Annotated in this window: 10 protein-coding genes; 4 read left to right on the top strand and 6 right to left on the bottom strand. The window is 48.9% G+C overall.

The genetic code is table 11. The features are described 5' to 3' along the window. Positions 1-35: 35 nt before the first annotated feature. Both HMPREF1141_RS09390 and HMPREF1141_RS09385 read right to left on the bottom strand, forming a co-directional pair. A complete protein-coding gene (locus HMPREF1141_RS09390; protein ID WP_009063926.1) occupies positions 36-821 on the bottom strand; it encodes a deoxyribose-phosphate aldolase in 786 nt (261 codons plus the stop codon). Between the two features lie 39 nt (positions 822-860). Further along, positions 861-1,814, bottom strand: a complete 954-nt coding sequence (locus HMPREF1141_RS09385; protein ID WP_009064109.1) for a dihydrofolate reductase family protein — start codon at positions 1,812-1,814, stop codon at positions 861-863. A gap of 774 nt (positions 1,815-2,588) precedes the next feature. Between HMPREF1141_RS09385 and HMPREF1141_RS17840 the strand changes: the two genes are divergently transcribed. Then, entirely contained in the window at positions 2,589-2,750 is a 162-nt protein-coding gene (locus tag HMPREF1141_RS17840; protein WP_326521163.1) for a DUF6870 family protein, read from the top strand. Positions 2,751-3,511: 761 nt separating this feature from the next. After that, positions 3,512-4,846 (top strand): sugar phosphate nucleotidyltransferase, encoded by a 1,335-nt coding sequence (locus tag HMPREF1141_RS09375; RefSeq protein ID WP_009064343.1) that lies wholly within the window; start codon positions 3,512-3,514, stop codon positions 4,844-4,846. A 325-nt stretch (positions 4,847-5,171) separates the two neighbouring features. On the opposite strand, the gene HMPREF1141_RS09370 is transcribed toward HMPREF1141_RS09375, so the two are convergent. From HMPREF1141_RS09370 to HMPREF1141_RS09360, 3 genes are read right to left on the bottom strand one after another with little or no spacing between them, the layout of a single operon-like run. Further along, complete coding sequence (locus HMPREF1141_RS09370) at positions 5,172-7,340, bottom strand: cellulose biosynthesis cyclic di-GMP-binding regulatory protein BcsB (protein ID WP_009063823.1); 2,169 nt, start codon at positions 7,338-7,340, stop codon at positions 5,172-5,174. 43 nt (positions 7,341-7,383) lie between these two features. Continuing rightward, positions 7,384-9,711, bottom strand: a complete 2,328-nt coding sequence (locus HMPREF1141_RS09365) for a glycosyltransferase family 2 protein (RefSeq protein ID WP_009064067.1) — start codon at positions 9,709-9,711, stop codon at positions 7,384-7,386. 16 nt (positions 9,712-9,727) lie between these two features. Continuing rightward, on the bottom strand, positions 9,728-11,212 hold the full coding sequence (locus HMPREF1141_RS09360) for a hypothetical protein (protein ID WP_009063928.1): 1,485 nt from the start codon (positions 11,210-11,212) through the stop codon (positions 9,728-9,730). A 786-nt stretch (positions 11,213-11,998) separates the two neighbouring features. Here HMPREF1141_RS09360 and HMPREF1141_RS09355 point away from each other — a divergent pair. Both HMPREF1141_RS09355 and HMPREF1141_RS09350 read left to right on the top strand, forming a co-directional pair. Then, positions 11,999-12,262 (top strand): DUF6870 family protein, encoded by a 264-nt coding sequence (locus tag HMPREF1141_RS09355; protein ID WP_009063941.1) that lies wholly within the window; start codon positions 11,999-12,001, stop codon positions 12,260-12,262. A gap of 81 nt (positions 12,263-12,343) precedes the next feature. Next, on the top strand, positions 12,344-14,017 hold the full coding sequence (locus HMPREF1141_RS09350) for a recombinase family protein (RefSeq protein WP_009063921.1): 1,674 nt from the start codon (positions 12,344-12,346) through the stop codon (positions 14,015-14,017). Positions 14,018-14,167: 150 nt separating this feature from the next. Here the strand turns inward: HMPREF1141_RS09350 and HMPREF1141_RS09345 are convergent, their stop codons facing one another. After that, positions 14,168-15,955, bottom strand: coding sequence for a recombinase family protein (locus tag HMPREF1141_RS09345; protein WP_242824582.1), 1,788 nt, complete (start codon positions 15,953-15,955; stop codon positions 14,168-14,170). Between the last annotated feature and the right edge of the window lie 92 nt (positions 15,956-16,047).

Below are 16,047 nucleotides of genomic sequence, written 5' to 3'. Positions count from 1 at the left end.
CTCCTTTCCTCTTTTCTGAAATCAAAGCCGGCATTTTATTTTACACTTTGCAGAATCTCATACGCTTCCTCCGCGCCGGCGTTCTCGTGAACAATCGCGGCCAGAGCGCGCGTCATACCCACAGTATTCCCTGCGCCCCAGATATTGCGGCCGATTGCCACGCCGCTGGCCCCCGCGTCCATCGCCTCGCGGATTGAAGCGAAGAACTCCCTGACATCGTCCGTTTTGGCTCCGCCGAGAACGATCAGAGGGACAAACGTTTCTTGAACGACACGTTCGAAACCCGGCGCAAAGCCGATTTTCATAAAGTCGCACCCGATTTCGCAGGCGATCCGCGCGCCGCGGGCAATATGATCCAGCGTTTTCAGCTCTTTGCCGGAATCGAAGCCGCCGGGAACCGCTTCCGCGCATACCGGCATCCCCATTTCATCGCACTGCTGGATGGCGTGTGACAGATGCGGATAAGTCGGCTCTTCCACTCCCTGCCCCTGACCGACATTGATCATGACAGCATCGGCCCCCATGCGCAGCGCATATTCCGCATCGAACGCGATTCTGCTGTCGTGACCCACCCCCAGATAGGTAGGCGGCAGATCAAGACGGGCAATATAGCCGATTCCCGACAGCTCCGCGGCAAACCGACGCGCCACGCCAAAGTTGACCAGCGCCGCATCCGCGCCGCCTGCGACAATCTGCTCTATGGTCTTCCCGGGATTCTCCAGTCCGGCGGAGGCCCCGTTGAAGGTTCCGTGGTCCATTGCGACCACCAGTGTTTTTCCGTCCTCCCTGAAAATCCTTTTCATTCTTCTTATCTTGTCCATTACTCCGTCTCCTCTTTCTATGAAGTCATGTGTGCGTTTTTATTCTGCGTCATATCGCATGCGATAGCGAGTGTAGATAAAATGCGGACTGTGCATGTGTATGGAGAGAATTTCGGAGTGCGGGTGACGAAACGACGGAAAGGACTCCGCCATGGTGCCGATTCCCGTGGCTTTGCCGCCCACAAAGATGCACGAGGTCGTAATGAAAATCTCATCCAGCAACCCCTCACGCATCATCAGGTGGCAATAAGAGGGGGATTCCACCAGCACCCGCTTCATCCCCATCACGCCAAGCACAGCCATCATCTGTGCCGCGTCGGTTTCTGTTCCCTCGCCGGTCTCCAAAACGGCAATTTTGTCCGGGTTTTCCTGAATCATCCGTTGAATTTCACGCCTGTTTTCCTCACTGTCTGCTTTGGGAAGTAAATAGTAGCGGTATGGGATCTCTTCCACAAGCGCTTTCAGCCCGCTCGGTGAAGTGACGATCAGGAACGAGACTTCGGGGCAATGAAAAACCTCATTTTCATATGGGATACCTCTTCCGCTGCGGGTAACCACCACCGTGCGGGGCGCTTCGCTCATTCCCGCCGCGCGCCGAGCCTTTAACAGATCCGGATCATATGTACTGCCAGAATAGGTCGGCTCTTTGACCATGGTACCGCTGCCGATGATAATGCCGTCACAGTTGGCGCGCAGCAGGTTCAGCATCCAGAAATCCGCGTCTGCCCCCGTTGGGTCAAGTAAATTCTTCTTTGCGATCAAAGGTCCGACCTCGTCATCCTCAAATGCGATTTTTCCGTCAATCGACATCACATAAGAGGCGTATGCCAGCGGACGCTCCGCAGGCATCTCTCGAAAAAGCAATGGTCCGTAAATTTCATTTGCCTTTTCACTGGGAACCCCTTTTTTCCCGTATTCTTCCGGAGGAATGTTTTCGTAAATCCGCTGCAGGCGAATTGCACTTTTATCAAAAGTGATTTGCGGAATGGCCATTTTTAAACCCCCTATTGTATAATTGTATATACGTATATATTACTGTTTTTTTATTATAACACTGTCGGTCAGATTCATCAAGTAAACTGTAAAATAATGATTGTTTTTGTATGTTTGCACAACATTAAATTTCTTATTTCGCGATTTCAGCAAATAAAATTTTCGAATTTTTCTCTTTTGAATAACAAACTCACATAGAATTCATGCATTTTTATGTGCAGCGGACTGTACAGCTATTATACTGGGCCTGGCTCTTTGTTTTATATCAGCACGGCATTTGTGGCGAGATGTCTTTTTCTAGAGAAGTATATAAGGCTCTAGAAAGCCACACGAGACCCAATGACAATTTTTGAAATTTTTATCGATCACCACACTAACCACTCCAGAATGAACAGTCATCATAAAGTCCCATGCATTTCTCCAATGCTGCTGTTATTCTGCTCCTGTTTCTGCGGCTGCCGGGCATGCTGATTTTCCTGCAACAGAACAGCACCCTCTGATGCGTTTTTTTCCTGCATCAGAGGGTGCTGCGTCATTCTTCTCTTTCCTTTTTGCGATTTTGTAACGACTTTGAGTCTGTCTGAGCTGTCTTGTTCAGAAAACGGCAGAGGACAACCTTCGAGCTACTCCCTGACGTTTTTCTCATAGGACAATCGGAAAAACTCATAAACATAGGAAGAAAGAGGCAACAATGAATGCAAAAGCGCATATCGGTATCAGACCTTACAAACATCAACATCGAAAACAGTTAAAAAGGAGGATTTGCTTGACGTAATGGGTTTCACATTCGATAGTACGGTGCCGCAGGAGCAAAGAGCAGCCCGGATAACAGCGGCAGTTAAAAATCCTTCCTGTTTTCGCGTGGGAGATATGGACAGAAAGCCGGAATGCCCGGAGGACACTCAGCCTTTTAGAACACCTTTATCGCCTTCCTAAAACATAAGAAAAGCGCCCTGTGAAGCCGGTTTACAGGCCACGGTACCATTGTTCGCATGACGCAAAACAGAACACTCTATTGCAATTTGCTTGGAAGGAGGAAACATGGCACGCACCAAAAACAGAGGTATGGAGAAAACGACATCTATACCGAATATAACCGGTCTTACAGAACCCGTTATTTAAGGAAAACTGCAAAAACCACTATTCTATGTGGGATAAGGGGAATATTAAAATAGCAGCTATCAGATTACACGGGATATCACCCGGGTTGACAAGATGGGCTGTATCTCGGTATCTGGATAGCATTGGGGCAAGTTCGAGCCATCGCCAAAATCTCCATTCCCTTACGAAATAAGGAGCGGGAAAAATTTCTTGCTTATATTTTAAAAGAGCTTTATAATAAATATAAACTTTCACATGGATGCGCTGGTTTTCTTTTCTAATGGTGGAAACGATGTGGGGCCTGCGAAAACTCGATATTAGTTTGATGCCGGATGTCACGAAAATGGTTGATTATCTTCTTCTCAGTGTGGACAAACTATCCCCCACAGATGTTTTGAAGTATCGATTCATAGATGGTTTCTGGCTGGCAATCCACTCCTTTGGAACCGAGCCAAAATTGAAGGTGTACTATTTGTCCGATAGGCCGAAAACGGAAAAGAACAAGAGCTCGACCGATTGAACCATTTAAAAAAGAGAAATGGTTCATTGACAATTAGTTAAGGAAAATGGCTCAAATAACCAAGGGGTGTGGAGTTATGAATATTATTCTGTTGTCCGGCGGTTCGGGGATGCGGCTTTGGCCGCTGTCAACCGGCGCCCGTTCGAAGCAATTTTTGAAGCTTTTGCAGGATGAGAACGGCAGACCGGAATCAATGGTACAGCGGGTTTATCGTCAGCTTTTGGATGCCAAGCTGGAAGCGAATCATATTCTGATGGCAACCGCCGCTACCCAGCAACAAGCGATCCTGGGGCAACTTGGGAATCAGATTGAAATTGTCACGGAGCCGGAGCGTAGAAATACTTTCCCCGCCATAGTGCTTTCTGCTGCTTATCTATATTTTGAAAAGAAATGTTCTCCAGAAGAGGTAGTTGTGGTCATGCCGGTGGATACCTATACGGAACCGGCGTATTTTGATATTCTGCGCCAGATGGCGGAGACTGTCGGCAGCAACTTCGCCGATTTGGTGCTGATGGGAATCAAACCATGGGAGCCTTCTGAAAAATACGGTTATATGCTTCCAAAATCCGGACAAGCAGCCGGGGTAAGCCAAATCGATCGATTTGTGGAAAAGCCGGCTACGAATGTTGCACGGGAGATGATTGCGAGCGGCGCTATGTGGAACGGCGGCGTATTCGCCTTTCGGCTTGGGTACTTGATGAAGATTGCCGAAGCGGCAATTCATCCGGTCAGCTTTGAGGATATCCGACACCGATACCATGAGTTGACCAATGAAAGCTTTGACTACGCTGTGGTGGAAAAAGCCAAATCTGTTGCTATGATCCCTTTTGATGGACTTTGGAAAGATCTCGGTACATGGAACTCTTTAACGGAGGAGCTCTCTACAAACCAAATTGGAAAAACTTTTATGAGCGAGGATGTGCAAAACACTCATGTCATCAACAAGCTGGATATTCCAATTGTGACAATAGGCGCCAGCAATCTCATTGTGGCAGCCAGCCCCGAAGGAATTCTGGTTGCGGACAAGGAAAAAAGCGCTTCTCTTAAGGAATATGTTCCCCGCTCCCGGCGTCCTATGTACGAGGAACGCCGCTGGGGCGAATATCGCGTGATTGACAGTACCGAGCTTTCAGACACCAAAAGTCTGACGAAGCATCTGTTTGTCAAAGCCGGCGCAGCCATCAGCTATCAGCGGCACGCTATGCGCGATGAAATATGGATCTTAATCGATGGCGTGGGCGAGCTGGTGATTGACGGACAAAGAAAGCCGGTCGGCCGCGGGGATGTGGTACAGATTGAGAAGGACTGTCTGCACGCACTTTTGGCCATTACGGATATCCAAATGATCGAAGTGCAGATCGGTACAGAGCTTACCGAAACAGACATAGAACGCTTTGACTGGGATTGGTGAGTATTATCGATCGGAATTCGTGAAGATTTTGCCATATAAAATATAAGGGCTGCAGCAAAATGAAAATTGCTGCAGCCCCCATTTTTTATATTCTAAAGATGGTCGCGATTTCGCCAAATCCTGCCAGGGCCGCATACTGCGATAGAATCTTTTCAACAAACACCTCGTCTATTTTCAGTTGCACCTTTCACTTTTCCGTGGCACGTGTTTTTTGTTTGTCATACCTTAAAGCACATGAAAAACGGAGCCATTGCGCGTGCTTTTACACTCGCTTTGGCTCTGCTTTTTTCGGCCTGGTTTACTGCAGCTCCTCTACTCAGGCAGACTATCTGCCGTTGTCATCATTGTTGAAATCAACCTCGACGTCGTCGGGTGCCTCTTCCGAAGACCTTCCGGCATCCTTGTTGATCGTTTCCATCTTCCTTTTTGCCTCCTCGAAGCGGCGGGGCGTTCTGGAAACCTTAATGATTAAGAGAATAATGATTAAGAGAAGAATCGAAATGGCAAGCAGTCCTCCCCGGGAAATACCCGTTGCCCGGACAATTTTACCGAGGAAACGATCAATGCTGAACGGAAGATTTTCCGCCGTCTTACCAACGGTGCTGTCGGCAGCCGTAACGTTTGTCACTGCCTTTTTTCCATCAATCAACGATATCGTACCGCTCAGTTCATTCAAGGTTTTGCGTTCCGAAATGAACTCCTTTAGAATACCCTCCATACCGGATGGGCAGGTGACGACATACACCTTTCGATAGAAGTTCCAGGGAGAACGCACCACCTGTATGATAATTTTATTTTGCAGCGCTTCTGCCGAAACCACAGGATCTTTGGAAAGCGCAAAGCCGTCTTTCTGCGGAACAACACTCAGAAGATCGGAGATTTCTTTCGGAATTTGAATGTTGTCATTGGTACCGAGGATTAAAATATCGGAAGACTCTTTCTGTTTGGAGTCCAGATTATTGGCGTACTCCCAGCGGTATGCACCGGAATTTTGTCCCGCTCGGCAAACCAACCCGGCCGCGACTTCCATCATTGTCTGAGACGTATTTGGGGGAGCACAGAGAATCGCCGTTGGCCAGCTTTCATCCGAAGGTTCTCCAAAGCTTAGAAGCGGCTGAATGGTGGGAGGAATTCCGGCATCCCCCGGTTGAAAGTAAACGACAGAATCTTTGTCGATCACCGTCCACGCAACATCATAATAATCCTTCGAGCAGTCTATCTTTCCCAGATAGTTGTAGCACTCCACCTTGACATCAAAGGAACTTTTATCCAGCGCTGAGGGTGGAATTTTCACCTTGATGGAGCCAACCTCCGCGTTGGAATCCGAAAGCTGAATACTGTCGACCGCGGCTCCGTCCACATGGACGGTAAGCAGGGAAGTATCCCCCACAAGTGCCTTTGAATGACGGAAATGAATCTCCAGATAAGAATCCGGCCCGCTTCGAACACCCTGCGGCTGCTTCAGCGTGTAGTTGACCTCCTGATGGAATGCTCCCGCCAGACTGGCGGTATCGTAGCCAAAATCAGAGAGCTTGTAATACCCGTCCTCATTTTTAACAAACCCTGTTCCGATATTACGCAGATCGGTAGAGATTACGGCGGTGCCGCCAGAAAGCTGTGCGAGATAATCCCTATGAGTGAAGAAGGCTGCCGTTTTGGACAACCCCGCTGCATCCGCTCCGTAAAGAGACAAGTCACAATACTGATTGTTTCTTGCAATAGAAAGATACCCATTCTCCCCGTTTAAGGACGGTATCGCCGCCATATCCCGGGGCTTTTGTGAGCCAAGCCCGATACGAATCCGATTTTGCTCTGTTGTGGCGGAGCCGTCCTGCGACACGACAAAACCGACGGTGCTTTTTGACGGATACGCCGCACCGATGGCAGAAGCGGCAGTCAGCATGGCAGAGCGGACATCCGAATCCCCTCCGGACGGAAGAATAAACTCGGCGGCGAGTCGATCGCCCTGATCTACCTTGTCGAACATATAGGGCAGCGCGGTACCGAGAATCGGATCCCCCATCCGCAGAACGTCCAAATTCAGCCGGGACGTTGTCTCCAGCCTCACCCAGTTAGCGGGGTTATCAATATCGGCGCAATCGCCAAGAATGGTGCGCTGCGCGGTTACGATCCGAAGCTCATTGAGCGAACCGTCTGTCTTCAGACTCTTTGCTGGGATGGGCACAGTCCACATCCCCCCCTGCTTTTTCACAATATCTAAAATGCGTGCGGAAGCAATCTGCTCATTCCCCAGAAACAGCGTTACTGTGGAGCGGTCATCGATCAGCGTCTCCGCAGCGGTCATACCCAGGGAAAGGCTGCATTGATCGCCAAGACTGGTGCCATTTGGTATTCGAAACCAAAACGAAGTGCTGTTGCGCGGCAGATTCAAGGACTGCGGCTCGTCAAACAGAGGAGCCGAAAGCTTTTGCGCGTCTGCGTAAGGCGCCGCTGTTTCGGGAGCGGCATAGACTGTGCTTGCTCCGGAAAACAAAAGAACAGCTGCTGTCAATACGGACAGAAAACGAGATATTCTCTTAATGCGATTTCGTTTCATGCAATGTCCCCTTACTTTTCAATGAATTACTTGACACACTTTCTTCCTTCCTGTTTCTGGCCTGTTCTTCGATCAGCAGTTGTTCAATGTATTGCTCATGATCAACGTCAGAATGCTCCGTCAAGCCATGGTGGGTCTTTTCCCAATAATGAGGCTTTACGATCAATTGGAACAACGCCTTGTAGGCCGCGACACTCATCAAAACCCAGTACAGCGGGGTCAGCAATCCCGACCGAATCAGTCCGTAGGAAAAAGGCTGATTCTTCTTAATCGCACAATCGCGGATGACATAATACGTACCGACGATATTCATGTAGACGAAGATAAAGTTGCCAAGAATCAGCTGAATCACTGAGATATAGTAAATCGGCCCCGGGAAAAACATCTGTACCCAAAAGGGCTGAAAGATCAGCCAGACCACCATCAGCCCCCAGAAGATGGGGTTGAGCAGCGGAAGCAGTGGAGTTCCCAAAATCATGGCCAGATACCCTAGCATTCCCCGAAATCCTATCTGGCGGTAAAATTTAACCGGCTCACGCATATGTACGAAGAAGGTCTGCATATAGCCCTTGATCCAGCGCGAGCGTTGGCGAACCCAGTTATTGACGTCGCTGTTGGCTTCCTCCCAAGTACGGGAATCCAGAATCGCGGTTTTATACCGATGCTTGTAGAGTCGGATGCCCAGATCAGCATCTTCGGTCACGTTGAAAGGGTCCCAACCACCGACCTGTCTCAAAAAGTCCATTTTAAAGTGATTGGAGGTGCCCCCCAGCGGGATGGGAACATCCATCTGCATAATACCCACCAGCAGCAGCTCAAACCACATGCTGTACTCCTGCGTAAACAGTTTGGTGAGCAAATTTTGCCGGCTGTTAAAATAATTGAGCTTGGCCTGGATACACACATATTCCTTCGGCAGCTTTTGAAAGGCCAAATAGGCTTTTTTCAGTTGATCCGGCTCCGGTCTGTCCTCCGCGTCGTAGATGACTACATATTCCCCTTTTGCCTGCAGCAATCCATAGTTGCAGGCCTTGGGCTTCGTTTGCGGCATAGATGCCGGTACGACGATGGGGGTAAAGTAGCTGGGCAGCCGCATCGCACGAACCAATTCAATGGTTTCGGGGTCATTTTCCTCCAGCAAAATTCGAACGTCTAATTTATATTTGGGGTAGTCGAGATTTTGGATTCTTTTCAAAAGATGAGGCAGCACTTCTTTTTCCTTATATACCGGAATAAGCAGAGTGTATACCGGCAGCTTGGTCTCATCCACGGCGGCTACCTCTTCCGCCGAAAAGCGCAGCTGTGCATTGTGGCGAGCGCCTTTGATTACCATCCAAAATTTCGCGATTGCCATCGCAAGATAGAGAATTTGCAAAACGATCACCAGTGCGAGCAGAGTAACAAACCAGTTTGCCGCCAGCGACACCACAAACACAGCAAGAAGCGCTAACAGCGTAACCAACTGCGGGGTGGTAAAGGTTTCAATGGCGGAGTTTTCCGGCTGTTCATCATAGAGGGCGAACACGCTTCCAAGAATCTCTTCGCGGCGATAAGCCTGCTCCCAAAACCGCAGCCGTTCCGCATTGGTCATCAGAACCTGCTCAATGGGTTTTTCCAGATAAGCTTCAATGTCCTTGACGGCAGCTTCATTCAGCTTGGATTCTACGGCAACAACGGTATACTGCTTTTCTTCGCGAATCACAATGGCTGCGTACCGGTTGGCAAGCCCGTAAGGCAGAGCTTTCACATCTGACAAGCGCACATCGCTTCCCAGCCGGCCTATTTCTCCCTGCGTTGCCAGAGCACGGTATAACTGCTCCTCCGTGACATATTCCAAAAAAAGCAGAATTTCTCCCAAACGCCCGCCGCTGCGCTTTTGGGTCTCCAGCGCGGTGTCCAGTTGTTCCTGCGTAATGATGCCCAAACGCAGCAATTCATCCCCCAGCCGGCCTTTGGGCGCAACACGCTGCGCCAGCGCAGAGTCCAACTGCTGGGCAGTCAGGAAGCCAAGGGAAACGCAGATCGCACCCAATCGTCCGCCATATTTTTTTTGGTAGCGAAGCGCTTCGGCCAATTGTTCACGGTCAATATAGCCGTGGCCGATCAAAACTTCGCCCAACGTCGCCCCGGGACTGGTGAAGATAAAACGAAAAAGCTGTTCTCCGGTGATGATTCCATGATTGACCAGAGTTTCACCCAGCAGGGTGTTCTCCTGCTCTTGCCACAGAAGCGCATCAGCCAACTGTTCCTTGTTGATAAGGCCGGCCCGCACCATTCGTTCGCCTAATCCATGCAGATTTTTCTCCATCCCAACACCTCCCCTTTCATTTCAGCACTTTGTAGATCTTATACCCCTCTATAGAAGTCACCTCTTCACACCATTTCTCCCCATGCCAATAGAGGTTGGGGTAAGCGATATTCAGAGCATCCATATTTCCGTAGCTGCCAATCTGCGGAACAATCACATAATCAATGTTATGCCCCACAGGGTCCGCCACCGCCTCGGCAAATTCCGGTGTACAACTAATCACCAGATTGTCCACGTCATCCACGTTCATAATGGCATAATAGGTCAGATAGGAATCCATCAGAATTCTTTTATCCTGCAGGTGGGTATTAATATAATCCGCAATCTGCTCGGTGTGCGCCGGAACCATGTACAGAGTATCCTCCCTCATCAGGGAAGAATGCTCAAACGCCCAGGCAAAATAGGCGCTGTTAAAGGCCAGCACCGCGCAGAGGATAACCGTGGCTGCCCGTCGCGCCGCCTTTTTCAGCACAGAAAACTGATAGGGCATCCACGCTGCGGCCAGCATCAAAGGATAGCAGAGATACCGCACATAGCCGCCCGACGAGCCCCTGGCGATCATAAAAAACTGAAAGATAGAAAGTCCCAGCGTTACCGTCATCATAACAGCGGTATCGGAGCTCAGGAATGTTCCCGACATCAGCCGTACCAAGAGCAGCCCGGCAAGGACAAACAGAAACGGCCAGATTCTGGCCCACACATAGGATATTGCTCCGGCCATGCCGCCATAGTCGGTGTAATAATCGGAATAGGCATTCATTGAGTAACCAGAGTTCAAAAAATACAAAGGATTCCCGGTAATGGTCCAGTTAAATAAAATCCAGACCAGTACCGTGTAAATGAGCGGCAGAAAGGTAACCCACATCGTTCCTTCCACATAGAAAAATCGTTCTTTCCAGTTTCCTTCCGGGTAATATCTCTGCTCCCTCCGACTGAACAGCATGTGGAGGAGCATTCCAAGCCCCAGAGACAAAGCGAAAGGAATCGCTTCATAGCGGGTGAGGAACATCCCCACACAGCCAACGCCCAAAGCAAGCAGATGGCTGGCCCGCCCCGTCCGCATCCAGAGGGAAAGTGCACAAACAGCTTGTACGGCAAAGGCAGAAGCAATCATTTCTGTCATTCCATTTGCTCCATAAAAAAACATGTAAGGATTGAAGCAGAACAGCAAAGTGATCACGAGGGAAGGCAGACGTTCTACCTTTAGCAGTTCAAATGTACGCAGAAGCGTTTTTCCCTGCCATGCGGCAAAGAATGCTGTTACCACGGCCGCACCGATTCCTTTGGTGACAATGGGCCGCCAAAAATGTGCAAGCGCCACAAAGGGAAGTTGTAATACACTGGGCAGCGGATTCCACACAAGGCCCATGGAGGTGAAGCGATACGGTTTGCAAAACAGCACATAAAACGCATTGGCAGTGCGGCTTACGGCGTCTCCGAGAAGAACACCCTTAAAATAGCCTAAATATACGCCATAGGTAAATTCAGCAAGAAATATCAAAGCAAAGACGATTCGGTCAATACGAATCTGACGGGGAGCCGCGTGTTTCGGTTTGTAAAACAGTATGTTCTCTCCCTCCTATCCTCAATAATGACCTTCTGGACATACAATATTGTAACATAACTGCGAAAAAAATTCGACAGCAACTTAAGGACGAAAAAGATGGCAAATGCCGGCAACGGATTCACATCAGCTATGATCTGCAGGAGTCGGATACATCAGCAAAAGGACAGCTTTGTTTGTCCGGCGGAAAAAACTGACATTCGCCTGAAAGCGTGGGCATTATAGAATCTGCCGGGTCTTCCCGATGTTGGAGGGGTGTGGGTGCGACAGCCACCGAAGCCGAGTACCCGTAAAAATATCTTTAAAAAAATCATTAAAAACAGTGTAAAACGGACGGTGCGCTCACCCACGCGCATTCTGAACCTACGGCGGATCTGATACGTGGGCAGCTTTGCGGCTCAGAAATGGATTTACAATTTAGACTCCTGTTCAGGCGGAGAATAGAGGCAATAGAAGACCCCTGGCTCTTGTCAGTGCCGCCTTAAGCCTGAAGCGTATGGTGAAGTGACTGGGATAACACCCAAGGTGTTGTTTTTACCATTTCATCGAATTTTCTGCGTTTTTCTTTCCAAAATAACGGCCTTTATTGAATACCTCGGACTTGGCCACAAGTCATTATTCCACGAGGGCATAGCAAAGGACAACCTTCGTGTTGTTTCTTGCTATTTCTTCATGGGACAATCCCAGCCATTCATATACATGGAAAGGAGGGGGCGACTGTGATTGAAGAAACGTATCTCAATTTTGGAGTTAGCCAACATCGATATAGAAGCTGTAAACAAAGAGGATTTAGTTGACGTTAGCGGCTTTACCTTTGATAATACTGTACCGCAGGAGCAACGAGCGTCACATATTATAGCGGCGGTCAAAAATCCTTATTGTTTCCGTGTGGGCGATATGGGTGTAAAGCTGGAGTTTTCAGAGAATGCTCGCCCTTTGCAGGTTGTGTTTGCCGAGTTTCTGAAACGCAAGAAAAGCGGCCTGTAAAACTTGTTTGCAGGCCGCGATAATATTGTTCGCATTATGCCGAAATGGTAAATATAGATGTAATGATAGAAAGGAGGACGCATGGCACGAACAAAAAATAGGGGCTTTGAGGAAAAACCATTCTCGCCTCAAATTGTCCGCTGGAAACTTGGCGAGTATATCCGCTTATCCAAAGAGGATTTAAACCGTGGAAAGGACGACAGCAACAGCGTTGTCAATCAAAAAGCATTGCTCGATGATTACTATCAACAGCACATGGACGAGTTTGAAAGCGTTCAGCAGCCCTATGTTGACGATGGGTACACCGGCACAGATACAAACCGTGAGGGATTTCAAAAGCTGCTATCCGACATATATGCTAAAAAGGTAAATTGCGTTATTGTCAAAGACCTTTCCAGACTTTCCCGTAACTACACGGACGCAGGGAGCCTGATTGAAAATCTGTTTGTGCAAATGAATGTACGGTTTATCAGCTTGGCAGAGGGAATCGATAGCTATTTAAACCCTGACAGCATTTCCAATCTGATTGTGCCCATTACCAATGTGATCAACGACAATTTTTGTTATCAGACTTCAAAAAAGATACGGCAGGTATTTGATTATAAGCGGCGCAACGGTGAGTTTATCGGCGGGTTTGCAGCGTATGGCTACATGAAAAACCCAAAGGATAAGAACGTTTTAATCGTTGACGAGGAAGCCGCCGAGGTTATAAAAAATATTTACACATGGTTTTTGGATGGAATGAGTAAAAACGCTATTGTGCATACTCTGAACAGTCACGGTATTTTGTGCCCATCAGAATATAAGAAAAGCAAGGGCCTGAATTATCAAAATCCATCAGCGGAAACGAGACCCATGTGGAGCTCTAAGACGGTGAATGATATTCTAAAAAACCGCCTTTACGTCGGAGATATGGTGCAGGGACGCCAGCGTGTGAAAAGCTACAAGATACATACACAGGAGCAGGTACCTGAAAGCGAATGGTACATCGTGGAAAATACCCATGAATCAATCATAGACCGGGCGGTATTCGAGAAAGTCCAGCAATTACGAAAGCGCGATACCCGCACCGCTCCACAGAAAAAGAAACTTTATTTGTTCAGTGGCTTTCTACGTTGCGCTGATTGCGGCAAAGCGATGAGCCGCAGTCAAGTCAAAGGCACAGTGTACTACTTCTGCCGCACTTATAAAGACCAGTCAAAAACAGCTTGCACCAAACACTCCATAAAACACAACCGACTGGAAGCGGCTGTCCTGTATGCGATTCAGCAACAGATATATCTTGCGGTAGATTACGCAAACACTCTAGAATATACTCGCACAGCGCCGCTTCAAAAAAGCCAGTACATCCGACTAGAAGCACTGATAGAAGCCAAAAAGAAGGAACTCACAAAAATTATGCGCTATAAGCAATCCATTTACCAGGATTGGAAAGACGGAGAAATTACCCATAGCGACTACGACCACATGAGCGAAGATTACGAGTGTCAAATTGCCGTAATCAATACAATTTTAGATAACCTGACCGTAAAACGGGAGCAACTTCAAAATAATGTTGATACTGAGGATCCCTTTTTAGCGACATTCAAGAAGTTTGAAAATATCGACAAGCTGACAAGAGAGGTTTTAATAGAACTTGTAGATCACATCAAGGTACATGAGAATGGCAGTATCAGTGTCAAGTTTCAATTTGCTGACAAACTACGTCGGGTTATGGAATATATAGAAATCAACACCCAGTTCGAAGCGGTTTAGATGAACCGCATTTTTATAGGCAGTCTTTTTTCCTAATATCACCGGCTCTACTGGCCCCACCGGACCGGCTGGCCCTGCGGGTGCAACCGGCCCCACTGGACCCACGTCACCATCGGTTTATGCACAACCAATGGGTTAAAAATAAGGCGCTCATCCCTTCGCGGATGGGCAGCCGCTTTCGATCTCTTCGGTCATACGATGATATGGGTCGGCAAAGAGAAACCGGATTTCGACCGAGCCGTCGCGATGTATGGAGATCATGTCGACGAAATCCACCAGCATCTCACGATTCGGCCTTATGAAATTCCGATGCCTCTGAAACTCCGTGAAGCAGGAGTTTTCCGCCATTGCTCCTGTAAGACTCCGTCTGAGTTCCTCCTGAATTCTATCCATCGCCGTTTGCAGCCGCTCGATTTTTTCCGTGTAGTCCGCTTTCAGCCGAAGGTATTCTTCTTTTGTAAGGTCACCGGCTTTCCAGTCGGCATACAGGGAATCGGAAATGCCGATCAGTCTGGATCGTTCCTGCTCCTGTCTTTTCAGGGCTGTTTCCAGCCGTTCTGACGGATTCCCCGCCGTCGGCGCACGGTTGATTTTGTCAATCACCTGCTGCAAATCCCCAACCAAAGAAATCTGAGCCTGAATGGTACATAACACAACCTTTGTGAGCACATCCTCCCGAATGGAACGGGATTGGCACACATGCCCGGCCTGCCCGCCGACGCGGCAATAGTAATAGACACGGCCTTTGCTCGATTTTCGGTGGAGCGCCCTGCCGCAGTCTGCGCATTTCAGGAATCCCGCAAAAAGGTGCACCGCTTTCTGCCCTGGAGCAGTTCGCGTATCCCGAAGCAGCCTCTTCCCCACCGCTTCAAACAGCTCCGGATCAATAATCGGCTCGTGCGTGTTTTCTTTGACAAACCATTCGTTCTCCGGTGTTTTCACCTGCTTATGAATCTTATAGCTGATGACTCGCTGTCTGCCCTGCACCATGCACCCGGTATACATTCGGTTCTTGAGGATGCCGGCGACGGTAGTCGAAGTCCAGACGCTGCACTTAAACCTGCTGTTCGGGTTTCGATACTTCAGTCCTTTTTGCTTCTTGTACGCGATCGGGCTGAGAATGCCGCGTTCGTTGAGCTCTCTCGCAACGCCGCTGATGCTCAGGCTGCCCTGCGCGCCGACGCGAAGGCCGTACAGATACCAGTTGAAGATGTCCCTGACAACTGACGCCGCTTCCTCGTCGATTACCAGCCTATTTTTGTTTTCCGGGTCTTTTTGGTATCCGTAAGGGGCAAATGAACCGATAAATTCGCCGCGGCTGCGCTTCATGTTGAAGGTTTTGCGCACCTCCTCAGATGTGGCAGCGGCGAACTGCTCGTTGAACATGCCGCGAATCGGCACTTCAAACCCGCTGACCGCGTTGGGATTCACCAAGGTATCGATAAAAGGTGTTCCCAGATTGATAAATCGCGCCTTGTAAAGCGGCAGGAACTCCTCGAGAAATTTCTGCTGGTCGGCCAGATTACGGAACGCGCGGGCCAGGGATTTGACGATCACGCAGTTGACCTTGCCGTCGACAATATCCTGCCGCATCCGCAGAAAGCCTTCGCGTCGGGTGTCCGTACCCGTCAGGCCGTCGTCAATGTAGGTGTCCACAACGGTATACTCCTCGCTGCCCCAGTTTTTCTGCAGATAATCGTTCAGTATTTTCCGCTGATTTGCCACACTCAGGCTTTCATCATTTCCGTCCTCTTTTGATAGCCGTATGTATAGGGCGACCTTCCATTTCACTGCTTTGTCGTTCTGAAGCACTTTTCTGATTCTTGCCATGCCGATTCCCTCCCTCCCGGCCGCACTTTTGGAATACATCATCCCCGTTTCAAAAAGCTCGCTCAAGTCTTTCTCTGCTTCTGGCAGGGGAAGACTTTTCGTTTTCACAGAAATTCCCCTTATAAAGAAATGGAATTCCGCTTGCATTCGAAAACTTCTGCCTCTATTTGTCCTTTTGTCGGATGAAATGCTCCGCCGGC

The sequence above is a fragment of the Clostridium sp. MSTE9 genome, from assembly GCF_000277625.1.
GTDB classification, from domain to species: domain Bacteria; phylum Bacillota; class Clostridia; order Oscillospirales; family Acutalibacteraceae; genus Faecalispora; species Faecalispora jeddahensis.
Note: the sequence above shows the minus strand (reverse complement) of the source record. Positions and strands in the feature narration are given on the sequence as shown.

What these genes read in the sequence shown, in the direction of transcription:
- HMPREF1141_RS09390 (WP_009063926.1), bottom strand. Translation starts at nt 821, where the DNA reads ATGGACAAGATAAGAAGAATGAAAAGGATTTTCAGGGAGGACGGAAAA.
- HMPREF1141_RS09350 (WP_009063921.1), top strand. Translation starts at nt 12,344, where the DNA reads ATGGCACGAACAAAAAATAGGGGCTTTGAGGAAAAACCATTCTCGCCT.
- HMPREF1141_RS17840 (WP_326521163.1), top strand. Translation starts at nt 2,589, where the DNA reads ATGGGTTTCACATTCGATAGTACGGTGCCGCAGGAGCAAAGAGCAGCC.
- HMPREF1141_RS09385 (WP_009064109.1), bottom strand. Translation starts at nt 1,814, where the DNA reads ATGGCCATTCCGCAAATCACTTTTGATAAAAGTGCAATTCGCCTGCAG.
- HMPREF1141_RS09365 (WP_009064067.1), bottom strand. Translation starts at nt 9,711, where the DNA reads ATGGAGAAAAATCTGCATGGATTAGGCGAACGAATGGTGCGGGCCGGC.
- HMPREF1141_RS09375 (WP_009064343.1), top strand. Translation starts at nt 3,512, where the DNA reads ATGAATATTATTCTGTTGTCCGGCGGTTCGGGGATGCGGCTTTGGCCG.